Source organism: Frateuria sp. Soil773, from assembly GCF_001428405.1.
In the GTDB taxonomy this organism is placed as follows: Bacteria; Pseudomonadota; Gammaproteobacteria; order Xanthomonadales; family Rhodanobacteraceae; genus LMSL01.
In genome coordinates this window covers 171,043-193,716 of the sequence record NZ_LMSL01000039.1, presented here as the reverse complement: position 1 = coordinate 193,716, position 22,674 = coordinate 171,043, and the positions used below count along the sequence as shown (strand labels likewise).

Here is a 22,674-nt window from a genome sequence, read left to right as displayed (position 1 = left end):
GCGAAAGCTGGAATCCAGCGCCTTCATGTCCGGCACTGCCGCCGAGAGTCGCTGGATCCCGGCTTTCGCCGGGATGGCGGGCATGCTCACGCGACATCCTTGTCCCCGCCCGACGTCATTCCAGCGAAAGCTGGAATCCAGCGCCTTCATGTCAGGCGCTCCGGAGTCGCTGCCCCGCCCTTACCCGAATGCCCACCCCTACAGCACATTCAGCCCGATGTGCTCCCGCTCGAACATCTCCAGCTGGCGCCAGCGGTTGACGATGGTGCAGAACAGCTCGGCGGTGCGCTCGGCGTCGTAGACCGCCGAATGCGCCTCGCGCGTGTCGAAGTGGTGGCCGGAGGCCAGCACCGACTTGCTCAGCACGGTCTGGCCGTAGGCCAGGCCGCTCAGCGTGGCGGTATCGAAGCAACTGAAGGGGTGGAACGGGTTGCGCTTGTGGCCGACGCGGCGCACCGCGGCATTCAGGAAGGACAGGTCGAACGCCGCGTTGTGGCCGACCAGGATCGCGCGCTGGCAGCCGCTGTCGCGCATGCCGAGGCGAACCGCCGTGAACACGTGGTCCAGCGCCATCCGCTCGCTCAGGGCGCCGCGCAGCGGGTTGTCCGGGTCGATGCCGGTGATCTCCAGCGAGCGCGGGTCGATGTTCGCGCCGGGGAACGGCTCCACGTGCGAGAACACCGCCGGCTGCGGGCGCAGGTAGCCCTCGCCGTCCATGGTGGGCACCACCACCGCGATCTCCAGCAGGGCGTCGCGTTCGGCGTCGAAACCGCCGGTTTCCACGTCCACCACCACCGGCAGGAAGCCGCGGAACCGCTCGCACAGGCGGGCGGCCATGCTGTTGCTGACATTTTCCATCCGCACAGCATATCAGCCGCCTTCGCCGGCCGACGCCTGCCGGAAGGCCCGGCCACGGAGCGTCCGCCATGCCGGTGTCTTTTTTCTGTCACGCAACCGGCACGGAACGGTAAAGCCGCCGCCGCATCCTGCCGCGGTTTCCCGCCTGGCCGGCCATCACTGATCGAAGGGGGCGGTCCAGTTGATTCCTACCCTCACGTGGAGAAAGTACATGCGTTCGAAGATGCTCGTATTGGCCATCGCTGCCGGATTGGGCGCAACCAGCGTCGCGGCCGCCGCCGCGCCCCAGAGCGCGGGCCGCGCGTCCGCCACCAGCAGCGAGGTCGAGCAGCTCAAGGCGCAGCTCGCCGCGCTGCAGGCCAAGGTGGACGCGCTGGAGGAGCGCACCGACGCGCAGTCGGACATCAACGTCAGCACCGGCCAGGCGGTGGAGAAGGCCACCAGCGTGACCGCGGCCAGCGACAAGAAGCTCGCGGCGCTGGAGAAGGCCGTCAACAACACGAGCCTGTCCGGCAAGATGTTCTTCGACTTCACCAACATCAACGACAAGAACAGCGACAAGGGCAAGACCGACAAGTCGGGCACCGGCATCGACGTGAAGCGCTTCTACCTGGGCGTCACGCACAAGTTCAACGACATCTGGTCGGCCAACCTGACCACCGACTTCAACTATGTCAGCGGCGACGGCGAGACCAACCTGTTCGTCAAGAAGGCTTACGTGCAGGGCAAGTTCGACGACGCGGCGGTGCTGCGCATCGGTTCGGCCGACATGCCGTGGATCCCGTTCGTCGAGAACTACTACGGCTACCGCTACGTCGAGAACACCCTGACCGACCGCCTGAAGTACGGCAACTCGGCCGACTGGGGGCTGCACCTGGGCGGCGACTTCAGCGGCAAGACGCTCAACTACGCGGTGTCGGTGGTCAACGGCAACGGCTACAAGAACCCCAGCCGCAGCAAGGGCGTGGACGTGGAAGGCCGCGTCGGCTTCGTGCCGTTCGAGGGCATGGTCGTGGCGGTCGGCGGCTACAGCGGCCACCTCGGCAAGGAGACCGAGACCACCAGCGCGGAGAACACCGCCCAGCGCGGCGACTTCATGGTGGCCTATGCCGACAAGTCGTTTCGCGTCGGCGCCGAGTACTTCACCGCCAAGAACTGGAACAACGTGCTGAGCCCGCTCTCGGACAAGGCCGACGGCTACTCGTTCTGGGGCAGCGTGGGCCTGACCGACTCGCTGAGCCTGTTCGCCCGCTACGACAACGCCAAGCTCAGCAAGGACCTGGACAAGAAGGCCAAGGACGTCTACTACAACCTCGGCCTGGAGTACCAGGTCACCAAGGGCTTCAAGCTGGCCGGCGTGTGGAAGCACGAGAAGGCCGACAAGTCGGTCGCCACCCCGGCGCCGGCGCACGTGCAGAACGTCAAGACCAACGAGATCGGCCTGTTCGGCGAAGTGTCGTTCTGACGTCAAACGCCCGTCACATGCCCGCGGCAGGATGTTGCGGGCAGGAAGGCTATCGAAGGGAGTTCGACCCAGGGACGGAAAACGGCGGGCAATGGCCCGCCGTTTGCTTTTTCGAGGCGAAGGTGAGTGCAGCGTTTTCGTTCCTGGCAGGGATGGGCGAAGCCGTGCCGCGTTCGGCGGCCGCGCGGGATACCCGTGATTCGCCAAAGGTCGAACTACCAACCCTCCCTGTTGCATGGCTATTCCGATTGCGAGATTCCCGGTTCCCGGATCTCTTGGGAGCCTGTTCGATCTTCACTATCTCCTCCAGATGAAGCGTTGTCCCAGCGAACCCCGAAAAGGGGGCAAGAGCTGGCGCAGGTCTGCTTTGTCCTGCTTGACCGGTCCTTCGGCCGTCGAAGGTCGCAGGAATGACGAGGCGGTCGAACCGGCGGATCGACCGTGGACGGGCTCTCAAGGCGAAAACGCCGCCGCTATGGATGCGGCGGGTTTCCTCAGGAGCGTCTCGTTCATGGTCAGCCGCAGGCGGCAGTTCTCGATGCCGCCGATGACGACGTCGGCCTTCTCCAGGCGCGAGGCGAGGCCGGCCTCGACGTGTTTGTCCAGTTGCAGGAAGGCCACGTTGCTGCCGTTCTCGACCCGGTGGACCGTGATGCCGGGGATGCCTCCGAGGAGCGCCAGCAGCTTTTCCCCCTCCGCGCGGGCCTGCGCGAATCGTTGCTGGAAGCCGTCGAGGTTGCCGGAGGCGACCAGGGCGGCGATCCAGCCATGGAAGATCGTGCCGCCGAAGACGTGCCTGAGATGGCGCGCCCGGGCGATGGTCGCTGCGTTGCCGGCCAGGATGGCGCCGAAGGGGGCGCCGAGATACTTGTAGAGCGACACGTAGACCGTATCGAACGGAGCGCAATAGCGTTCGACCTCGAAGCCCTTGCTGCCGCACATGAGCAGCAGGCGTGCGCCGTCCAGGTGCATCCCGGCACCTTTCCGTTTCGCCAGCGCGGCGATTTTCCCGATCGTTTCCAGCGGCACGGTGGCGCCATCGAGCCGGCGGACGGGACTTTCGAGCGAGATCGCCCCCACTTCGACCGGGTAGGCGTCTTCCGTGCCCTGTTCGAACGCATCGACGACGGCCGGATACAGCGCCTCCGTGGCGCCGCCCTCCAGCGGCACCGGGTTGATCCCGCTCACGGTCGAGGTGGCGTCCTCTTCGTCCCGGTAGACATGGCTTTCCTTTTGCAGGAGCAGGCGCCGGCGGTCGCCGCAGAGCAGGCGCACGGCCACCTGGTTGGCCAGGGTGCCGGTGGGCATGAACGCGGCATCTTCCTTGCCGAGCATCTTCGCGAATTTCGCCTCCAGCTCCGCGACGGCACCTTTGGCCAGGTAGAAGTCGTTGACGTCGGCGCGGCCGTGCAGGAGTTCGAGCAGCCTTGCCGGATACGCGCCGATGCGGGCGGGCACGTTGTCCCCGGCCAGCGAGACCAGCCGGTCCACGTCCATGGCGGGCTTCGCCGCGGACGCCGGCGCCCCCATGGCGTCGGCGGCGCCCAGGGGCGTGCCCCACGCTGCGAGGGACAGCGCACCCAGGGGAATGGACTGCAGGAATTCGCGACGGTTGATCATGCGTTCGCCTCGCAGGTTGGTGTATGCGGTCGCCCGCCATGGCCGGCGGCCTGTCCGGAGCGCCCTGGGCCGCGGAATGTCTGCCGCCACGGCCGGATGCTTCGCCGGAGGATGTCGATTCTGCCCGCTTCCGTTCGTTGCATGGCAGGCGCGTGACACATCCGCCACTATCCGGCAGCGGCCGGACATGCCAACAACGGAGACACCGATGCGATTCCTTTCCATGGTCAGGATCAACGAAGGTACCGGACAGAAGCCCAGCGAGCGGCTGCTGAACGAGATGGGCAAGCTGCTCGACGAAATGACCCGGGCCGGCGTGCTGCTCGATACCGCCGGGCTCCGGCCGACGTCGGAGGGCGTGCGGGTGCGGCTCTCGCGCGGCCGGATCAGCGTGGTGGACGGGCCGTTCACCGAAACCAAGGAGGTGATCGGCGGGTTCGCGATGTTCGAGGTCGGCTCGAGGGAGGAGGCGCTCGACTGGACCCGCCGCTTCCTGGAAGTCCATGGCGACGAGTGGGAGATCGACTGCGAGCTGCGCCAGGTCGAGGAAATGGGCCCGGAGGGCTGCGGCAGCGGCCCCGAGGGCGGCCCGCGGGCCTAGCGGCTACGGCGACTGCGCGGCCCCGCCGCCGCGCTTTCGCGCGTCGCCGCCGAGCGAGCCGGCCGCCAGGGCGCGGGTCACCTCGGCGGCGATGCCGTCCTGGATCATCAGGATGTCGGAGGCCGGGCGGTCGTAGGTGCCTGCCCATACCAGGTAGCCGTCGTCGGCGCGGACCAACTGCGCGGTCACGCGCAGCGTCCCGCCCGACTTGCGCACGCTGCCTTCCAGCACGTAGCCCACGTGCAGGGTCTCGGCGATCTCGGCGATGGTCGCCTTCCTGCGCTTGAAGTAGAACGTGGACGTGCGCGCGGAGACGCGCAGCCCCGGGATGCGGCTGAGCTTGTCGATCAGCTCCTCGGTCATGCCGTCGGCGAACGGTTCCTCGTCCATCGCCTTGGTCAGGTCGAGGAAGGGCATCACGGCGACCGCGCGCTCGGCCGCATGGTTGCCGGCGGACGACGGGAACGGGCCGAGCAGGAAGTAGAGCCCGGCGAGGACGGCGGCGAGCGCGAGACCGGCTGCCCAGAGCAGCGGGCCGCGACGCCGCGGAGCGATGGCCGCTGCGGCCGGAATCGCCGCCGGTTCGGCGGAGGCCGCCGGAAGCGGCGGCCCGTGCGGCGCGGTCCACGGCGAGACCGCGGCGACCAGCCGGTAGCCGAGTCGCGGCACGGTCGCGATGTAGGCCGGCTGCTTCGGATCGTCGCCCAGCGTGCGGCGCAGCGAAGCGATGGCCTGGTACACCGAATCGGGCGTGACCACGACGCCGGCCCACACCTCGTCGAGCAGTTCGTCGATGCTCACCACCTGCCCGGCGCGTTCGGCCAGGCAGAGCAGGGTGCGCAGCGTGCGCGCTTCCAGCCGTACGGTTTCGCCGTCGCGCGACATCTCGCCCAGGGCGGGATCGACGCGCCATGCGCCGATGCGGAGTGGGGTGCTGCGGGGACGATCCATGCGCCTCGTTTCCGGCCGTGCCATGCACTTTCAGGACTTCTTCAACGCCGTTTCAGGCGCGTTTCAGGACTTTCCGCCGGCTTCCGGAGAGGGTGCGCGGGTCGAATCCCGATCGCGCAGAGGTTACATGAAGACATCCATTCCCGACGCCGTCGGCGCATCCGCCGGCCATGCGCCCGCCGTCCGGGCGGATACGCCGGCGCATCGCGCGGCCGGTCACGGCGCTCCATCGGATGCGGGCTGGGGCGGTGCGGACGGGCAGGCGCTCGCTTCCGCCTCCGTCCCAGGCGTGCCGGCAGCGGCGCCGGATGCCGTCCCTGCCGGTGCGTCCCCGGTACGCGGCGCGTCCACCGTGTTCGGCAGGGCGCTGGGGACCTGGTTCTACTTCGGCATGGGCTGGCTGGTCCTTGCGGTCGTGGCCTACGGCTTCGGCCGGCATGCCGGCGACCGGCTGTTCCATCCCGCGGTGCCGCCGCCGCTGATCCTTCACGTGCACGTGCTGGTCTTCGCGGGCTGGGTGCTGCTGTTCCTGGTCCAGTCGGGGCTGGTGCGCGGGGCGAACGTACGGCTGCACCGGCGGCTGGGCGTGCTGGGCGGCGTGCTCGGCGCCGTGCTGCCGGTCATGGGCGTGGTCACCGCGCTCGCGATGCAGCGCTGGCATGCGAACCGGGGGCCGGTGAACGATGCCTTCCTGAGCATCTCGCTCAACGACATGCTGACCTTCGCCGTCGCCTTCGGCCTGGCGCTGCGCTGGCGGCGGCAGCCGGAACGCCACCGACGGCTGATGCTCATCGCCACCTGTGGCCTTACCGGGGCCGCTTTCGCGCGATTCCCCCACGAGCTGGTGCCGGCCTACTCCTGGTATCTCGGCGTCGACCTGCTGATCGCGCTGGGCATGCTGCGCGACCTGATCGTGGACGGCCGCGTCCACCCGGTCTACCGGATCGGCCTGTCCTGCGTGATGGCCGGGCAGGCGACCGCGATGTACCTGCTGCTGGCGGCGCCGGCCGGCTGGCTGGCGTTCCTGCATGCGCTGTACTAGTCCATGCGGCATGAAGTTCGGCGCGGCGCCTTGCAAGCATGCGCCCGCCGCGCTGCAATCGCCGTGGCCGCCGTATTCCGCGGCGCGCCAGCCGCCGCGTATGGCGGCCGGCGGACCACGTCGAGGAGAGCGTCTTGGGCATCGAAGACACCGTTGCGAAGCGACCGCCGCCCGCCATCGTCGGGCGCAGCAGCTCGCATTTCACCCGGCTGGTGCGCCTGTTTGCCCACGAGACCGGCGCAGCCTGCCGGTTCGAGCCGGTGTACGACCTGGCCTCGGTGGATCCGGACGACTACGCGGGCAATCCCGCGCTGAAGATGCCGGTGCTAAGGATCGGCGGGCAGGCCGTGTTCGGCGCCGAGAACATCTGCCGCACTCTCGTCGAGCAGGCGCCGGCGCCGCGCCGGGTCGTCTGGCCGGAGGACCTGCGCGACGTGGCGTCGCGCAATGCGCAGGAACTGGTCTGGCACGCGATGCAGGCGCAGGTGCAGCTCGCCTTCGGCACGCAGGTGGCCGGGTTGCCGGTGGACAGCGTCTATTTCGCCAAGGCGGGCCTCGGCCTTCGCAACACGCTGGCGTGGCTGGAGGAACGCATGCCGGCGGTGCTCGCCGCGCTGCCCGCACGCGATCTCAGCCTGCTGGAAGCGGCGCTGTTCTGCCTCGTCGAGCACCTGGCCTTCCGTGACACGCTGTCGCTGGCGCCTTATCCGCAATTGACCGGGTTTGCCCGTGCCTTTGGTGCGCGACCTTCGGCACAGGCGACGGCGTACGCATTCGACGTGCCGCCGGCCCGGTGAGCGGCGGACTCAGTCGCCGTAGCCGAGTTTCGGATACCAGTCGGTGCCGCGTCCCTCGGGCGTGCAGTCGAACACGGTCCACAGCGGCGCCAGGTCCGGCGCGCCGCGCGGGTCCTGGCCCGGGTCGGCGCTCTCGGGGCCCATCTCGCCGCTCCAGAAGTGGCGGACGACGCCGTCGCGGCGGGTGAACACGTTGAAGGCGGCTTGGTCGCCGCCGTCGGCATCGACGGCGAAGTAGTCGCGGCTGTAGTTGCCGTTGGTGTCCGAGTACAGCGGCAGGTCGCGCCAGCCGCGTTCCTGCTTGAAGGCGAGCAGCCGCTCCAGCGGCGAGCGCGCCACCACGGCAAGCGCGACGCGTTGCCCGATGTCGCGGGCCTCGCCGTCCCACGCGCTCAGCAGCGAGGTGCACATCGGGCAGGGCCGCTCGCGCTGCGGCCCGAACATGTAGCTGTAGACCACCAGGGTCTGCCTGTCGCCGAACAGGCCGGCGAAATCGACCGGTCCGCGCTCGCCCTGGAAGCGGTAGTCGCCGGCCACCTCGCCGCCGGGCGGCAGCGCGCGGCGCTGCTCGGCGACGCGTTCGAGATGGCGGCGCAGTTCGATTTCCTCGGCGAGCAATGCCTGGCGGGCGCGGCGGTATGCCTCGCTCTCGTTCGGAAAGCGCATGCGGTTGCGGCCGGCCAGTTCGGCGGCGGGGACGAGGGGGGCGCTTGTCATGGGGATCTCCTTGGGATCAGTCGCGGTCGGGGGCGCCGAGCGGGAAGTAGGGGCGGTAGGGCCGCGCTTCCTCGACCGCGCGCGCGAAGGACGGCCGCGCCAGCAGGCGTTGCCGGTAGGCGATGACGTTGGCGAACGACGGGTCGATCCGGTACGTCCAGTCGGCATAGAACAGCGACGGCGCGGCGGAGCAGTCGGCGAGGGTGAAGCGGTCGCCGGCGGCCCATTCGCGGCCGGCCATGCGCCGGTCGAGCCAGGCATAGGCGGTGTCGAGCATGGCCTTGGCCTCGGCGACGCCGTGGGCGTCGCGGGCCGCTTCCGGGCGCAGGCGGTCGAACACCATCTTCTGCTGCGGCGTGGAGACGTAGTTGTCGAAGAAGCGGTCCATCATGCGCGCTTCCAGCGCCATGTCCGGGTCCTCGGGCAGCAGCCGCACCGGCCCGGGGTAGTGCAGGTCCAGGTACTCGACGATGCAGGTGGCCTCGAGCACGGTGCGCCCGCCGTCGACCAGCACCGGAAAGCGCTTCATCGGCCACAGCTCCGCCAGTTCGGCGTTGGCCGCCGGGTCTTCGAGCGTGCGGTAGTCGAACGGCGTGCCGTTCTCGTACAGCGCGATGAGCGCCTTCTGGCAGTACGAGGAAAAGGGGTGGGAGTAGAGGCGGGGGAGCGTGCTCAAGGGGCGGTCCTCGGTGGCGGGTTTCCGTCTGCGACGAACGGGCAGGCGCGGAATCGACATCGGCTTCCGGCCACGGCCGGGTCTGCTGACACGATGCTGTCAGCAGGGCCGGATCAGGCTATGCCCCTTCGTTTCCCCGCAGGATGCCCATCCATGTCGTCGACCAGCCTTACCCTGTATGCCACCCGCCCCGGCTTCGGTCTGCCCGACACCAGCCCGTTCGTGCTCAAGACCGAGGTGCAACTGAAGATGGCCGGGCTGGCCTACGACCGCGCCTCGGCGATCCCGCCGCAGGCGCCGAACGGCAAGCTGCCCTTCGTCGACGACCACGGCGAGGTGGTGAGCGATTCCACCTTCATCCGCGCGCACATCGAGCGCCGGTACGCCGTGGACCTGGACGCCGGGCTGGATGCGCGCCAGCGCGCGCAGGCGTGGGCGATCGAGCGGCTGCTGGAGGACCACCTGTACTTCGCCATGGTCTGGTTCCGCTGGATCGACCCGGAGAACTTCGCCAAGGGGCCGGCGCATTTCGCCGACGGCGCGCCCGAGGAGCAGCGCGAGCAACTGCGCAAGGACCTGCAGGCGCGCAAGTCGGTCGATCTGCATGCGCAAGGCCTGGGCCGCCACGCGCCGGCGCAGATCGCCGAGCTGGGTCGGCGTTCCGTCGATGCGCTGGCGCAACTGCTCGGCGGGCAGCCGTATTTCCTGGGCGACGCGCCGAGCGGCGTGGACGCCACGGCGTTCGGCATGCTGGCCTGCGTCGCCACGCCGTTCTTCGATACGCCGCTGCGCCGCGCGGTGGAGGCGCATCCGAACCTGGTCGCGTACGTCGCGCGCATGATGCGGCGCTACTACCCGCAGCATGCGTGGGAGGCGGCGGGGCTGGAGGCGTCCGTGGCTTGAGGCGTCGCGCTCGGCGCCGGTCGTTCGCGCGAAGGCAGCCGGCGTGCCGGCTGCCTTCGCGGTTTCAGTGGATGCCGGTCAGGGCAGCTTGCCCAGGTCCACCCGCGGGCGGAACCAGGCCGGGCTGCGCGTGAAGGTCTGGCCGGACGCGGTGGAATGGCTGAAGAAGCCGTCGTTGCGCAGGTAGAACAATGGGCCGAGCGAGCCGCCGGCGAAATCCAGCCGCTGCTTGTTCAGGCCGGTCGGATCGACGTCGAAGTAGGCGGACTTCACTTCGCTCCAGGTGCCGTCGGCGGTGATCGCCCACTCGTTGCCGTAGAGCGCCGACCGGCCGATGTAGCCCCGCTCGGGATCGAAGGACTCGAGGAAGGAGTACACGCCCTTGAGGTAGGTCGAGGCGCCCAGGTACTTCCAGCTTGCGATCAGCTTCCAGCCGCAGTCGCCGTGGCCGGCAAGGCAAGGCGTGCCGAACCAGGCCGTGTAGACCGTGTTGCCTTCGCCGTCCGGCTGCGCGCGGGTGAGGAAGCGGTAGGTCTGGCCCGCGCTCCACTTGAAGACGAGGTAGCTCTGGCCGCCGGTGCCTTCGCCGTCGAAGTCGTTGCTGACGACGTCCGGGCCCTTCCTGACCAGGGTGGTCCTGCCGGTGGGCGAGTCCCATACCGAGAACAGCACGCGGCGCTCGGTGGCCGAATTGACCTGGATGCCGAAGTAGCCGGTGTTGAAGCCGTTGGCCATGTAGTACGAGCCGATCGGGTCCTGGCCCTTCGGCACGGTGACCTCGCTGTAGAAGTACTCGGTGTCCGCCGGCACGTCGAAGCCCAGGTGCACCGAAGGCCCGCGCCGCGACCAGTAGAAGTTGTCCGGGTCGTTGGCGAACACCGTGCCGGCCGCCGTGGCGCTGCCGCCGATCTGCAGGCCGGAGATGTCGCCGTAGTAGCCGCCGTCGGTATACACGCCGCGCAGGTCGACCTTGACGTAGCCGGCCTTGGGGATGAAGAAGCTGCCGGCCGGGAAGGGCGCGGCGGCGGTGCTGGACAGGAACACCAGGCGCGACTGCGCGCCGACCGACACCAGCACGGTGCTGTGGCTGGCGCCGTTGAGCGTGCCGACCAGCGAGAGCTGGAGCTGGCCGGGTTTGCGCACGTCGAAGTAGACGCTGGTCACCGCCTTGTCCGAGCTCCAGTTGTGCAGGCCGGTGTCGTCGATCAGCTCGTCGTCGGCGGGCGAGGGATGGGTGACGTAGGCGTTTCCGCCCAGGGGTACGGTGATGGCGGCGTCCTGGGCCGCGGACGTCCGGCCGGACAGCAAGAGCAGCAGCCCGAGGCCTGCGCAAGCAAGGTTTCGCATAACTCTCCTCCCAGTGGTGGCAGCGTTGGTGCATCGAGGGCCGGGCCGCGGCCAGTCCGCCGCGACCCGACCAGGGGAACCCGCGCCTTCGACGGAGCCCCTCCCCGCGGGAGCCCGAAGCCGGCATTCGACGTGTCGAGTCGTTGTCTTTCGAGGACTGGTATCGCGATTACGAAAGTCTAAGAAGACAAAAGAAGATTATGGAAAGATCGTATTCTTACGTGTGCTTTCGGTCACGGATTGCGGCTCTGCCCCGCCCGCCATGCCCACCTCGCGGTCACAGCCGCGGGCGGAGACTGGAGAGACCCACGCCGGAGCACGCCCATGCCCGAAGACAAGCCGAAACAACCGCCGAAGCCGTCGGGTTACCCGGAGCCCGTGCCGAAGCCGAACCGGGACGAACCGGAAATGCCCGATGCGCAGACGCCGCACGAGCCGCAGAACGACCCGGACAGGAAGCCGATGCCTTCGTCCTAGAGCCAGTTAAAAGTCTCCCTGTCGGAATGGAATTCCCTCACGCCTACCGCTCGTCATTCCTGCAGCTTTCACGACCGCAGGGCCGGTCAGACAGGGAGGCGCTTTCAACAGTCGAAGGGCCGGTGATCCGGCGACTTTTCCCTTCCCCAAAGCCTAGAGGCACTGGATCCCAGCCTTCGCTGGGATGACGCTTCGTAGGGAATACCTGGGAGACTGGAATTCCCTCGTGCTTCCTTCCCGCTCGTCATTCCTGCGAAAGCAGGAATCCAGAGATTTTTCCCTTCTCCAAATCCAGAGGCGCTGGGATGACCAGCCCTTCGGCTGTTGAAAGCGCCTCCGGCCTAACCGGTCCTGCGGCCGTTGAAAGCCGCTGGGATGACGCTTCGTAGGAATGCTCGGGAGACTTTGAACAAGGTTCTCAGCGCCGCCGCCGGGCCGGCCACGGCTGCGCGCCGCCGTGCGAGCGCGTGCGACCGTCCGCGGCATTGCCCGGACGCCGCGATGCCTCGATTCGTGCGCCCGCGTCACGAGCGCTTTGCCTGGCTTCCGGTTGATTCAAGAACTGGCTGGTATATTATTTCGCCTCGACCCGCTCCTGCGCGCGACGGTCCGGGAGCGCTGCTCCCCCTTTTCCGTTTTTTCCGAGGATTCCCCACCATGACTTCCCGTTTCCTGGGAGCCGCGCTCGTTCTCGGCCTGCTGTCGGCGATCGGCCCGTTCGCCATCGACATGTACCTGCCCGCGCTGCCGAGCATCCAGCAGAGCCTGCACGCCGATGTGGGCGCGGTGCAGATGAGCCTGATGGCGTTCTTCGCCTCGGTCGGCGTCGGGCAACTGGTCTACGGGCCGGTGTCGGACATGCTCGGGCGCAAGCGGCCGATCTACTTCGGCCTGTGCCTGTTCGCGCTGGGCAGCATCGGCTGCGCACTGGCGCCGGACATCCACGGCCTGATCCTCTGCCGTTTCGTGCAGGGCCTGGGCGCCTGCGCCGGCATGGTGATCCCGCGCGCGATCGTGCGCGACATGCACACCGGCAACGACGCCGCGCGGCTGATGTCGCTGCTGATGCTGGTGTTCAGCGTGTCGCCGATCCTGGCGCCGCTGACCGGCAGCCTGGTGGTGCGGCTGGCCGACTGGCGCGGCATCTTCTGGGTGGTGACCGGCGCGGCGATGCTGGGCCTGCTGATGGTGATCGCCGTGCTGAAGGAAACGCGGCCGGCCGAGCAGCGGGTGGAGAGCAGCGTCGCCTCGGCGCTGGTTGCGTACCGCACCCTGCTGAAGGATCGCCACTTCCTCGGCCTGGTCTTCATCGGTGCGTTCGGCGTGTCCAGCTTCTTCGCCTATCTGGCCAATTCCTCCTTCGTGCTGATCGACCACTACGGGCTCACCCCGACCCGGTACAGCCTGGCGTTCTCGGTCAACGCGATCGCCTTCATCGGCGCCGCGCAGTTCACCGGCAGGCTGGGCAGCCGCTACGGGCTCAAGCGCGTGGTGGCGGTGGCGGTGGCCGGCTACGCCGCCACGATGGTCCTCCTGGCGGCGGCGATGATGGCCGGCATGGACCGGCTGGACGCGATGATGGCGCTGCTGTTCGTCGGCTACGGCTTCCTCGGCCTGGTGATTCCGTCCACCGCGGTGCTGGCGCTGGACGGGCATGGAGCCATCGCCGGCACGGCCTCGGCCCTGATGGGTACGCTGCAGTTCGTCACCGGCGCGGTGGTGATCGCCGTGGTCGGCCGGTTCCTCGACGGCACCGCGGTGCCGATGGTGACCGGGATCGCCGGCTGCGCCCTGATCGCCTTCGCGCTGTCCCGCGGCACGCTGCGCGGTGCCGCGCCGCAGCCGGTCGAGGCGCGGGCGATGGCGGAATGAGGCGCCGCGGCTGCCGGGAGCGCTCCTTCCGGCGCTAGCCGCGGTTTCCGGCTGGCGGCGCGGCGCTGCCTGCCGCAGTATCGGTGCCTCCGTTTCCCGGCACGGTGCGCTCGATCCATGCTTTTTTCCGACCCCGAAGGCGGCCCGGCCGAGACGGTGGTTACCGAGTGGCGCGACTACCCCGAGTGGCATCGCGGCCGCGCGCGCTATGGCGTGTGGCTGGTCCCGCTGCTCGATCCCGCGCTGCTCGGCTACCTCCGCGAGGCGCGGCGGCAACTGGCCGACCTGCTGCACCCCGACACGGAGCGGCAGCCGCACCTGACGGTATTCGTCTGCGGCTTCGAGCAGCCGGCGCGCGTGGCGGACGACAACTTCTCGCCGCAGCAATTGCAGGCGCAGGTCGGCTTGCTGCAACGCATGCGCGGGCCAGCGTTCACGCTGCCGCTGGGCCGACCGGACAGTTTCGCCAGCGCGGCCTTCCTCCCGGTCGGCGATCCGGACGGACGTCTGGACGGCTGGCGCCGCATGCTGGGCGAGGCGGCGAGCGAAGTGCGCCAGGCCGCGTATATTCCGCACGTTACTCTGGGCCTGTACCGGCGCAAGGTCGACGCCGATACGGTCCGCCGGCGCCTGGCGCAACTCGCGCCGCCGCCGTTGCCGCTGCGGGTCGGGCAGCTCCATTACGCCACCTACGACGCCCGCGTGCTGTTCGGCCCGCTGGAAAGCCGGCATCGCCTGCTGCTCGAAGCGGAGACGGACGGCGCGGGCTAGCTGTGATCTCTCAGTAGGTTGTTCATCCGGGGCATCTCTGGAAGATGGGGGTTGCGAAGCCAACCCAGCCCCCAGGAGCCCCGGATGAACCTGCATAAACATGCCCGTTTAAGTCCTCGCGGTCGAGCGCTGCTTGTCGATCGCATCCTCGTTCAGGGCTTGCGTGTGGAAGAAGCGGCCCATGCGGCCGGCGTAAGCGTACGAACCGCCTACAAGTGGCTCAAGCGCTTCCGCCAGGAAGGACCTGACGGTCTGGTCGATCGCTCCTCCCGCCCCCACCGCTGTCCGCACGCCACGTCCCAAGTCATCGCCGACCGGGTAATGGAGAAGCGGCGTGCACGCCAGAGCTATCGCCAGATCGCCGGGCAACTGCCCGTGGCGCCGAGCACCATCGCCCGGCTGCTGCGCCGCGCAGGGCTACATCGGTTGGCTGACCTGGAGCCCGCCTTGCCGGAGAACCGCTACGAATACGCCCAACCCGGCCAGTTGCTGCATCTGGATATCAAGAAGCTGGCCCGCTTCCGCCAGCCCGGTCATCGGGTCACCGGCAACCGCCAGATCAACTCCGACGGTGTCGGCTGGGAATATGTCCACTTGGCCATCGACGACCACTCGCGCGTCGCCTTCGGCTCCATCGAGTCCAATGAACGCGGAATCAGTGCCTGCAAGGCACTCATGCAGGCGGTTCGCTATGACCGGGGATTGGGCGTGCGCTTCGAGCGCGTCCTGACCGACAACGGGGCTTGTTACCGGTCGCGCAGCTTCCGCCGCCTCATTCGTCGGCTCGGCATGCGCCACCTGCGCACGCGGCCCTATACGCCTCGCACCAATGGCAAGGCCGAACGCCTGGTGCAAACCTGCCTGCACGAATGGGCTTACGCACGCTCCTATGCCGACTCCAAGCAGCGTGCCCGTGCTCTCAAGCCGTGGCTGCATCACTACAACTGGCATCGACCCCATGCCAGCCTCGGCTACAAACCTCCCATCTCCCGCATCTCAATGAACAACGTACTGGGTTTACACAGCTAGCCGTGCCACCCGGCGCGGCGCGCGCCTAGGATTCCGGCACCAGCACGAGGTCGCCCTTGCGCGTGCCGGGCACGATCTTCCAGCCGGGCTTCAACGACAGCGTCCAGCCGTCGCCGGCCAATCGGGCGCCGGAGGTCGCCGGCGGCGGCGTGACGACCAGCGCGCTCCAGTCCGGTTTCATGAGGGCGCCGTTGCGGGCGTCCAGCACGCCCCAGTCGTCGGAAATGCGGATGGTCGGATAGACCGTGCCGTCGTCGCCCAGGGGCTGCAGATTGCGCGGGTCGAACTGCACGTGCATGTGGTGGAAGGGCAGGACCAGCACCGGGCCGTCGACGAGCCGGCGACGGTAGCCGGCGATGGCTTGCTGCCGCCGGGCCTCCCGTGCGGTTTCGGCGGCACGCAGCGCGGCGCCGCCGTAGTGCCCGGCGCGTTCGCGTACCGCGGGCCCAGGCTGCGCGGGGAGGGTGACGTGCAAGGCGTCCGCAAGCATCGCGTCGAAGCTTCGGCCGGCTCGCAGCGACCGGCGCCAGCCGGGCGCATAGCGATCGAGCAGGAGGCCGTAGGCCGGGCCGGTGGCATAGGCGAAAGAGCGGACGAAGGTGCTGTCGCCGACGTGGCCGGACAGGTCGTCCAGGGCCGCCCGGGTCCGCTCCGCCGGCGTGCCGTTGCCCAGCATGACACCGGTGTATTCGGCCAGTCCCTCGTTCATTTCGAGCGCCTGCTCCTGCGCGGCGGCGGCAGGGTAGAGCCGGTAGCGTTCGTGGCGGAACAGCAGGGCGTCGGCGGCGGCCTGCCGGCGGGCCGGCTCGTCCGGCGCCGCCAGCGCGCGCGCCAGTGCGCGCCATTCGAGCTGCAGGGCGACGCGTCCGTCGAGCGTGTCCAACTGCGCGTTGTCGCCGCCCTGGAGCCTGGGCAGCGCAAGCTGGCCCTGGATGCGGTGGAACAGCTCGTGGGCGATCAGCGTGCGCCGCTTCCATGCTTCCTCGGGCAAGGGCCACAGCATCTGCGTCCAGCGCACGCCGGACCATTCGACGGCGGTGTTGGCGACGTTCTGGTCGGCCGGCAGACGGCCGACGAACACGCCGTCCACGGCTTTCAGCGCATGGCCCGGATCGGCCCGGTTGGCGACGACCTGCCGGCTCTGCGGATCCACGAACATCATCGGCCCGCACAGCGAAACGCCCCAGAGCCGCGCACCGTCGGCCCGGCACAAGGCATCCGCCTCGGCGAAATAGGCCCGTGCCGCCGCGGGCGGAATGGCCGTGGCCGCCCGCACTGGCGAGGCAAGGGCGGCGGCGCCCAGGAGCGGCAGCGCGGCGAGTGGCAGACGCATCGGGAATCCTCCGGCGGAACGGTTCCGCATGCGATGTTGTCCTGCCCGATGCCTGGTTTCATCCCTGACTGATAGCAGGGGACTCCGGCGCCGCCGCGGGTCGCGCAGTCCCGGCGAGCGGACCCGCGATGGAGTGGGGACGCGGCATGAATGGCGGGGCGGGGCCGCCGGCCGACCGGGTTGGAATCCGGGCACGGGGCCCTATCTTTTCAGTATCTTGCCTTTCAATATCTTGATGACCTGATCGACAGGCGTGGAGGTTTTCATGGCTACGGGTTGGGCAGGCGATGGCGCTGTGCAGGACCAGATCGATGCCACCGTCAGCGATGCGGTCAAGCGGGCGCGCCGGCAGTTGCGGCAGGGCCCGGGCCTGACGCACTGCGAGGAATGCGGCGAGGCGATACCGGAGGCGCGGCGCCAGGCCGTGGCGGGCGTGCGCCTGTGCGTGACTTGCCAGGAAGCGCACGACCAGGAACGGCAGGCCAGCCTGTACAACCGGCGCGGCAGCAAGGACAGCCAGTTGCGCTGATCCGTGCCGGCCTGATTCGTACCGGCCCGTTCGGCGGCCGTTCGCTTGAGCGTGTGGCTTGGGCAAGGTGTGCCTGGAGCGGAGGATGGAACGCCCGCCTGCGGCAGCATCGGCTGCCGCAGGCGGTTTTTCATGGCGCGCCAGGTGCGGCGGTGCGCGCCTATCGCCCGTCGGCGAAGCCGATCCGCGTCAGCCCCTGCGACCTGGCCTGCGCCAGCACCCGCGCGACGGCCTGGTAGGGCACGCCGTCCGCCGCTGCGATGGCAAGTTCCGGCGGATTCCCGCGCGAGGCGACCACGGCCAACTGGGCCTGCAATGCCGGCTCGTCGACGGGTGTGCCGTTCCATGACATCGCGCCATCGGCGCGGATCGCCAGGCGGATCGGCTCGATGGAGGGCGGGGGCGTGCCGCTGGAGGATTGCGGCAGGTCGATCTTCAGTTTGTGGGTGAGTACGGGCGCCGTGATCATGAAGATCACCAGCAGTACGAGAAGAACATCCACCAGTGGCGTGACGTTGATGTGCGCGATGGCGTCGCCGGACGTGCGTGCAGAGAAAGCCATGGTTCTTCCTCCTGGTGCAGCAGGTTGTCGATGTCGGATTGCCTGGCGTGGATCGGGGAAGCCGAGGCAGGGCCAGCATACTCGCGCCCGGCGCCACTGGCACGGCGGATACGAGCCACGCACCATCGCAGGAAAGATGGCGCCATGCCCTAGCCCTTAGCGAAGAACGCCCAGGCCGGATCTGCAGGCCGCGACGGACGGGCCGAAGCGCGACCGGGATCTGCACGGCGGGGCGCCGGCAGGCGCAAGATGCGCGACGGATCCATGACCGAGGGGGTTTGCCGATGACCGCATTGCTCAGCGCCGAACTGGCCTGGTACGTCACCGGGCGCTTTTACCGCGCCAACGACGGATCGCTGGCCGACTACGGCTATTTCCTCCATCTCGCCGGCATCGAGGCGGACCTGTTCGACGGCCGGAGGCACAGCGCGGCGACGGCGCATTTCACCTTCGCCGCGAGACCCTTCGTCGCGCATACCCACGCCAACGGCGCGCTGTGCCTGGCGTTCGACGCGGACGGCGATTTCTCGGTGTACCTGCAACGCGCGCCGGCCGGCAACTTCGACGATCCGGCATCGTTCGCCGCCGGCGAGCGCATCGCCACGTTCCGCCGCGTCGGCGTGGTCGTGGGCACCACGGTGGAAGCCGGCACGGCGGAGCAGCCGCTGGTTTCCTCGAATGTCTTCTCGGCGCGGCTGGTGGACAGCGTGCCGTTCGAATTCGCGGGCCGGCGGTACGACCTCGCCCGGATCCTCGGCCGCGGCGTCACCCAGTTCGGCACCGCGGCCACCACGCCGGTCGTGCCCGCGCCGCCGGGCTACCAGCTCGTCGTGCCGTTCGCGGGCTCGGCGGTCGCGCTGGGCGGCGCCTGAGACGGGGCCGCGCTCAGCGCGGCAGCCCCTGCCGGATCGCGTGGAGCAACTCGCCCTGCGGATCCTGCGACTGCTCCCAGTACATGATGCCGCCGAGCCGCTGCGCCCTGACGTAGGCGGCCTTGGCGGCGAGCGACTGCGGGTCGTCGTAGCTGATGAAGCGTCGCGTCTGCGCATTCCACAGCCACGGCGCCTGCGCGTCGGCGTCCCAGTAGCGCACGTAGCCCTGCTTGCCGATGAAGTCGGCCTTGAGCTGGGGCCACAGGTGCTCGCCCTGGTACTTGCCGTAGCGCTGGTACAGGCCGTGCCCCACCGGCTGCACGTCGGCGAATTCGCGGCCGTAGAAGGCGGCGCCGATCACCAGCTTGCGCGCGGGCGCGCCCGCGGCGAGGAACTGCCGCACGGCGCGGTCGACGGTGCGCGCATCGGCCGGCGCCGACGCGGCCGGATGCAGGCCGGTGTGGTGCCCGGTGGTCGGCGTCATGCCGTTGACGAAGTCGTAGGTCATCAGGTTGAACCAGTCCAGCAGCGGCGCCACCGCGGCGATGTCGATGCCGCTGGCGAAGGGGCCGTCGGCGGCGGCGATGCTGAGCGTGTAGCGGCCGGCGCCGCTGCGCGCGTGCAGGGCGCCGACCCGGTCGAGGCTGGCGCGCACGGCCTGCAGCAGCAGGGTGAAGTTGGCGCGGTCCTGCGGGCTGGAGCGGATGCCGGATTCGCCGTGGCCCGGGTATTCCCAGTCCACGTCGAAGCCGTCCGCGCCCTGCGCCGCGACCAGCTCGGCGGCGCTGTCGGCGAAGCGGCGGCGCCCTTCCGCACTGCCGGCCGCTTCGGAGAAACCGCCGACGCCCCAGCCGCCCACCGAGATCGCCACCTTCAGCCGCGGGTTGACCGCCTTCAGCGCGATCAGCCTGCGCAGCTTTCCGGCGCCGGCCTCGTCGAGGACGACGCGCCCATCGACCAGCCGGGCGAAGGCGAAGATCAGCGTGTCGATCTGGCGAACCTGCCCGTCCTGCGCCGCGTTCCAGCCGGTGGCGTAGCCGATGACGCGGTAGTCTGCCGGGGCCGGGCGGGTGTTCGCCGTGCAGGCGGCGAGCAGGCCGGCGGCGAGCAGCACGGCGGCCTGGAGCAGGAAAGGCAGGCGGGAGCCTCGCATCGTCGTTCTTCCTGTGGGTGCATGGGGTGGGGAGCCCCGATCATTGCAGGTGCCGCGGATGCCGCCAATGCGCCGCCGGATCGCGGTGCGTTCGCCGGCCGGCGGCCGGAGCGGGGTCTTATACTCTGCGCCCCTATGCATTGGCTGGATCGACCCATGTCCGACATCCCCGCTTGTCCCGTGTGCGCGATGGAGAACACCTACCCGGACGGCGACAACTACGTGTGCGCCGACTGCGGCCACGAATGGCCGATCGCCGCCGCGGAAACGGCGGAGGCCGCCCTGGTGGTGCGCGACGTCAACGGCAACGTGCTCAACGGCGGCGACACGGTGACCGTGATCAAGGACCTGAAGGTGAAGGGTTCTTCCATCCCGCTGAAGCAGGGCACGGTGATCCGCAACATCCGCCTGGTCGATGGCGACGACGAGCACATCGAAGGCAACTCGGACAAGATCAAGGGACTGGTGCTGAAGGTGTGCTTCTTGAAGAAAGCCTGAGGGCCCGCCGTCACCGGTTTCGTCATTCCAGCGGGCCCCGGAAAGAGAGGCGCGCGCTGGGATTCGAACCCGTCATTCCAGCGAAAGCTGGAATCCAGCGACTTTGCTGTGCCTGGAACCCCAAGGCACTGGATCCCGGCTTTCGCCGGGATGACGGCGGGGCGGGTGGTGACGGCGAGGAATGGGGAGAGCGGAAGGCGAAGTGATGATGAGCCATAGGCGTGGCGGCCCGCTTCCATCTTCATGGCATCTTGCACCNNNTGCCTCGCACCCGTCATTCCAGCGAAAGCTGGAATCCAGCGACTTTGCTGTGTCGGAACCCCAGGGCACTGGATCCCGGCTTTCGCCGGGATGACGGTGGGGCGAGTGGTGACGGTGAGAATGAGGGGGCGGCGAGAAATGGGGAGAGCGGAAGGCGAAGTGACGGTGAGTCGTGGGTACGGCGGTCCGCTTCCGCTTCACGGCACCTTGCCCTNNNNTGCCTCGCACCCGTCATTCCAGCGAAAGCTGGAATCCAGCGACTTTGCTGTGTCGGAACCCCAAGGCACTGGATCCCGGCTTTCGCCGGGATGACGGTGGGGCGGGTGGTGACGGCGAGGGATAGGGGAGGCGGTCCACGTTTCCGGGTTTGCGTTGCTGCTGCGAACCGCATGCGCGATGGATATGGCAGCCATGCACAACCATGGCCTTCGCATCACCGGATGAACCATCGCGTCCATGCCGAGTCAGTAATAGACCGGAACGCGAAAGGGCGGTGCAGTGAGCAAGAAGCAATCCTCGATCGGAGCGTGGCTGGTGGCGGTCGTCGTGGTGCTGGCGGCGGTTGCGGCCGGTGTCTTCATCTGGCGCAAGGCGACGCACGAAGGCGTCTCCGCACCCGCATCCACGGCCAGTGCACCGGCAACGGCGGCGACGGCCTCGCCGTCGTCCGAACCTGCGGTGAAACATCCGATTTCCCAGGCGGCGGGCGAACCGTCGGAAGCCGGCAGTGCGCCGTTGCCGGCGCTGGAGGCCAGCGACGACGGCGTGGCGGCGGCGCTGCTGCGCCTGGCCGGCACCGACGAGCTGCGCGGCCTGCTGCTGTCCGATCAGGTGATCCCGCGCATCGTGGCTACCGTCGATGCCTTGCCGCGGGAAAGCGTCGGCACGCGCATCCTGCCGCTGCGCACGCCCAAGGGGGCATTCCTCGTCGAGGAGCGGGACGGCCGTACCGTTGCCAGCCCGCGCAACACGGAGCGCTACGTGCCGTACATGCGCATCGTGGAGAGGGCCGATCCGCAAGCCCTGGTGGCGTGGTACGCACGTGCGTACCCGCTGTTCCAGCAGGCCTACCAGGAGCTGGGCTATCCGAAGGGCTACTTCAACGACCGCCTGCTCGTCGCCATCGACGACATGCTGGCCGCGCCGGTGCTGCCGGCGCCGGCGGCCCTGGTCCAGCCCAAGGTGTTCTACCAGTACGCCGATCCCAACCTGCAGTCGCTGTCGGCGGGGCAGAAGCTGATGCTGCGCGTCGGCCCGGACAACGAGGCGAAGCTCAAGGCAAGGCTGCGCGCGATCCGTGCGGCACTGACCGGGACCAGGCTGCCTGCGGCGTCGGCGTCAACGGCCCGCTGAACCGGCGTACGGGACGGCTCCCAGGCGGGTATCGGTAAGAGTCATGCGCGGCCCGGTGCGCCACGCCAAACGAGCCGCCCAAGGTTGCCCGCCACGTCGGCGTCGGCAGCCTGTTGAACCGGCGTACGGGGCTTCCGGGCAGTATGCCGGTGTGCCGCGTGCGACCCGATGCCCACACCGAGCGGGTTGGCACCAGGTTGCCTGCTACGTCGGGCGTCAGCGGCCCGCTGAACCGGTATATGGGACTCCCGGGCAGTATGCCGACGTGCCGCATGCGACCCGGCGTCCCGCGCCAGGCGGGAGAGTGGCCTGCCGCGCCAGGCCGTGCGGGCAGCACGGCAGGACAGGCGGGGGCGCACAGGCCGGACCGTGGCAGGACAGCGGTTGGCGAGACAGGGGATAGCGTTTAGAGTCGCCTGCTTTCCATCCGACGTGCGCCCATGTCTGCCGGCCATCGCTTCCTCAAGTTCGCCCGCCAGCTCCACCTGTACCTCGGGGTGTTCACGGCGCCGATGCTGCTGTTCTTCGCCGTCACCGGCGGCCTGCAGACCTTCAGCCTGCACGAGACCACCCGCGGCAGCAGCTACGCGCCGCCGGCCTGGCTGGCGAGCATGGCGCAACTGCACAAGAAGCAGACCACGGTGGTGCCGGCGCGCAAGCTGCGCCCGCCGGAGCGGGCCGCGGGTACGGAGCCGCGCGTGGCGAGGAGCGCGTCGGTCGCGCCGCCGCCGGGCGATATCGCTCCCGCCGCGCGAGCCGCGACGGATCGGGGCGATACGGCGCGTCCGCGCAAGAACCTGTGGCCGATGAAGGTTTTCTTCGGCCTGGTCGCACTGGGCCTGTTGCTGTCGGTGCTCACCGGCTTGTACATGGCCTACCGCTACAGCCGCAAGCCGGTGCTGGTCAGCGCCGTCCTGCTGGCCGGCATCCTCGTGCCGCTCCTGCTCCTGCTGTTCTGACGCTCGCGGCCCCGCCGCCGCGCCGTCG

The 22,674-nt window shown here is 69.1% G+C and carries 23 protein-coding genes; 14 read left to right on the top strand and 9 right to left on the bottom strand.

Annotated elements, in window-relative coordinates; translation table 11 throughout:
- Positions 1 to 198 precede the first annotated feature (198 nt).
- Positions 199 to 858, bottom strand: a complete 660-nt coding sequence (rnt, locus tag ASG87_RS12830) for a ribonuclease T (protein ID WP_200949093.1) — start codon at positions 856 to 858, stop codon at positions 199 to 201.
- Between the two features lie 211 nt (positions 859 to 1,069).
- Between rnt and ASG87_RS12825 the strand changes: the two genes are divergently transcribed.
- A complete protein-coding gene (locus ASG87_RS12825; RefSeq protein WP_056005668.1) occupies positions 1,070 to 2,323 on the top strand; it encodes a porin in 1,254 nt (417 codons plus the stop codon).
- Positions 2,324 to 2,776: 453 nt separating this feature from the next.
- On the opposite strand, the gene ASG87_RS12820 is transcribed toward ASG87_RS12825, so the two are convergent.
- Positions 2,777 to 4,033 carry a beta-eliminating lyase-related protein gene (locus tag ASG87_RS12820; RefSeq protein WP_162258366.1) on the bottom strand — a complete coding sequence of 419 codons (1,257 nt, stop codon included), beginning with the start codon at positions 4,031 to 4,033 and terminating at the stop codon, positions 2,777 to 2,779.
- A gap of 118 nt (positions 4,034 to 4,151) precedes the next feature.
- Between ASG87_RS12820 and ASG87_RS12815 the strand changes: the two genes are divergently transcribed.
- On the top strand, positions 4,152 to 4,544 hold the full coding sequence (locus ASG87_RS12815) for a YciI family protein (protein WP_056005662.1): 393 nt from the start codon (positions 4,152 to 4,154) through the stop codon (positions 4,542 to 4,544).
- 3 nt (positions 4,545 to 4,547) lie between these two features.
- On the opposite strand, the gene ASG87_RS12810 is transcribed toward ASG87_RS12815, so the two are convergent.
- Positions 4,548 to 5,495 (bottom strand): winged helix-turn-helix domain-containing protein, encoded by a 948-nt coding sequence (locus ASG87_RS12810; protein WP_056005660.1) that lies wholly within the window; start codon positions 5,493 to 5,495, stop codon positions 4,548 to 4,550.
- A gap of 127 nt (positions 5,496 to 5,622) precedes the next feature.
- Here ASG87_RS12810 and ASG87_RS12805 point away from each other — a divergent pair, with 127 nt between their 5' ends.
- Both ASG87_RS12805 and ASG87_RS12800 read left to right on the top strand, forming a co-directional pair.
- Entirely contained in the window at positions 5,623 to 6,537 is a 915-nt protein-coding gene (locus ASG87_RS12805) for a hypothetical protein (RefSeq protein WP_157511075.1), read from the top strand.
- Between the two features lie 134 nt (positions 6,538 to 6,671).
- On the top strand, positions 6,672 to 7,334 hold the full coding sequence (locus tag ASG87_RS12800; protein WP_235499646.1) for a glutathione S-transferase N-terminal domain-containing protein: 663 nt from the start codon (positions 6,672 to 6,674) through the stop codon (positions 7,332 to 7,334).
- 9 nt (positions 7,335 to 7,343) lie between these two features.
- Here the strand turns inward: ASG87_RS12800 and ASG87_RS12795 are convergent, their stop codons facing one another.
- Positions 7,344 to 8,051: a DUF899 family protein gene (locus tag ASG87_RS12795; protein ID WP_056005653.1), complete on the bottom strand. Its 708-nt coding sequence runs from the start codon at positions 8,049 to 8,051 to the stop codon at positions 7,344 to 7,346.
- Between the two features lie 16 nt (positions 8,052 to 8,067).
- Positions 8,068 to 8,727 carry a glutathione S-transferase family protein gene (locus ASG87_RS12790; protein ID WP_056005650.1) on the bottom strand — a complete coding sequence of 220 codons (660 nt, stop codon included), beginning with the start codon at positions 8,725 to 8,727 and terminating at the stop codon, positions 8,068 to 8,070.
- A gap of 153 nt (positions 8,728 to 8,880) precedes the next feature.
- Between ASG87_RS12790 and ASG87_RS12785 the strand changes: the two genes are divergently transcribed.
- Entirely contained in the window at positions 8,881 to 9,630 is a 750-nt protein-coding gene (locus ASG87_RS12785) for a glutathione S-transferase family protein (protein ID WP_056005647.1), read from the top strand.
- Positions 9,631 to 9,708: 78 nt separating this feature from the next.
- Here the strand turns inward: ASG87_RS12785 and ASG87_RS12780 are convergent, their stop codons facing one another.
- Positions 9,709 to 10,977, bottom strand: coding sequence for a DUF5077 domain-containing protein (locus ASG87_RS12780; RefSeq protein ID WP_056005644.1), 1,269 nt, complete (start codon positions 10,975 to 10,977; stop codon positions 9,709 to 9,711).
- Positions 10,978 to 11,301: 324 nt separating this feature from the next.
- Between ASG87_RS12780 and ASG87_RS20210 the strand changes: the two genes are divergently transcribed.
- The 4 genes from ASG87_RS20210 to ASG87_RS12765 all read left to right on the top strand — a co-directional run bounded on the left by ASG87_RS20210 (position 11,302) and on the right by ASG87_RS12765 (position 15,126).
- Positions 11,302 to 11,454 carry a hypothetical protein gene (locus ASG87_RS20210; protein ID WP_157511074.1) on the top strand — a complete coding sequence of 51 codons (153 nt, stop codon included), beginning with the start codon at positions 11,302 to 11,304 and terminating at the stop codon, positions 11,452 to 11,454.
- Positions 11,455 to 12,111: 657 nt separating this feature from the next.
- Positions 12,112 to 13,326 (top strand): multidrug effflux MFS transporter, encoded by a 1,215-nt coding sequence (locus tag ASG87_RS12775; protein ID WP_056005641.1) that lies wholly within the window; start codon positions 12,112 to 12,114, stop codon positions 13,324 to 13,326.
- Between the two features lie 117 nt (positions 13,327 to 13,443).
- Positions 13,444 to 14,097, top strand: coding sequence for a 2'-5' RNA ligase family protein (locus tag ASG87_RS12770; protein ID WP_056005638.1), 654 nt, complete (start codon positions 13,444 to 13,446; stop codon positions 14,095 to 14,097).
- An 84-nt stretch (positions 14,098 to 14,181) separates the two neighbouring features.
- Positions 14,182 to 15,126 carry an IS481 family transposase gene (locus ASG87_RS12765; RefSeq protein WP_056005635.1) on the top strand — a complete coding sequence of 315 codons (945 nt, stop codon included), beginning with the start codon at positions 14,182 to 14,184 and terminating at the stop codon, positions 15,124 to 15,126.
- A 25-nt stretch (positions 15,127 to 15,151) separates the two neighbouring features.
- Here the strand turns inward: ASG87_RS12765 and ASG87_RS12760 are convergent, their stop codons facing one another.
- Positions 15,152 to 16,459 (bottom strand): hypothetical protein, encoded by a 1,308-nt coding sequence (locus tag ASG87_RS12760; protein WP_056005632.1) that lies wholly within the window; start codon positions 16,457 to 16,459, stop codon positions 15,152 to 15,154.
- A gap of 265 nt (positions 16,460 to 16,724) precedes the next feature.
- On the opposite strand from ASG87_RS12760, the gene ASG87_RS12755 reads away from it, so the two are divergent.
- A complete protein-coding gene (locus ASG87_RS12755) occupies positions 16,725 to 16,988 on the top strand; it encodes a DksA/TraR family C4-type zinc finger protein (protein ID WP_056006467.1) in 264 nt (87 codons plus the stop codon).
- A gap of 160 nt (positions 16,989 to 17,148) precedes the next feature.
- Here the strand turns inward: ASG87_RS12755 and ASG87_RS12750 are convergent, their stop codons facing one another.
- A complete protein-coding gene (locus ASG87_RS12750; protein WP_056005630.1) occupies positions 17,149 to 17,550 on the bottom strand; it encodes a biopolymer transporter ExbD in 402 nt (133 codons plus the stop codon).
- Positions 17,551 to 17,834: 284 nt separating this feature from the next.
- On the opposite strand from ASG87_RS12750, the gene ASG87_RS12745 reads away from it, so the two are divergent.
- Positions 17,835 to 18,422, top strand: coding sequence for a hypothetical protein (locus tag ASG87_RS12745; protein WP_056005627.1), 588 nt, complete (start codon positions 17,835 to 17,837; stop codon positions 18,420 to 18,422).
- 13 nt (positions 18,423 to 18,435) lie between these two features.
- On the opposite strand, the gene ASG87_RS12740 is transcribed toward ASG87_RS12745, so the two are convergent.
- Entirely contained in the window at positions 18,436 to 19,575 is a 1,140-nt protein-coding gene (locus ASG87_RS12740; RefSeq protein ID WP_235499645.1) for a glycoside hydrolase family 18 protein, read from the bottom strand.
- Between the two features lie 156 nt (positions 19,576 to 19,731).
- On the opposite strand from ASG87_RS12740, the gene ASG87_RS12735 reads away from it, so the two are divergent.
- The 3 genes from ASG87_RS12735 (at position 19,732) to ASG87_RS12725 (ending at position 22,646) form a co-directional block, all read left to right on the top strand.
- Positions 19,732 to 20,073: a zinc ribbon domain-containing protein YjdM gene (locus ASG87_RS12735; RefSeq protein WP_056005624.1), complete on the top strand. Its 342-nt coding sequence runs from the start codon at positions 19,732 to 19,734 to the stop codon at positions 20,071 to 20,073.
- Between the two features lie 759 nt (positions 20,074 to 20,832).
- Complete coding sequence (locus ASG87_RS12730; RefSeq protein ID WP_056005621.1) at positions 20,833 to 21,687, top strand: DUF3014 domain-containing protein; 855 nt, start codon at positions 20,833 to 20,835, stop codon at positions 21,685 to 21,687.
- A 440-nt stretch (positions 21,688 to 22,127) separates the two neighbouring features.
- Entirely contained in the window at positions 22,128 to 22,646 is a 519-nt protein-coding gene (locus ASG87_RS12725) for a PepSY domain-containing protein (RefSeq protein WP_056005618.1), read from the top strand.
- The last annotated feature ends 28 nt before the right edge of the window (positions 22,647 to 22,674 follow it).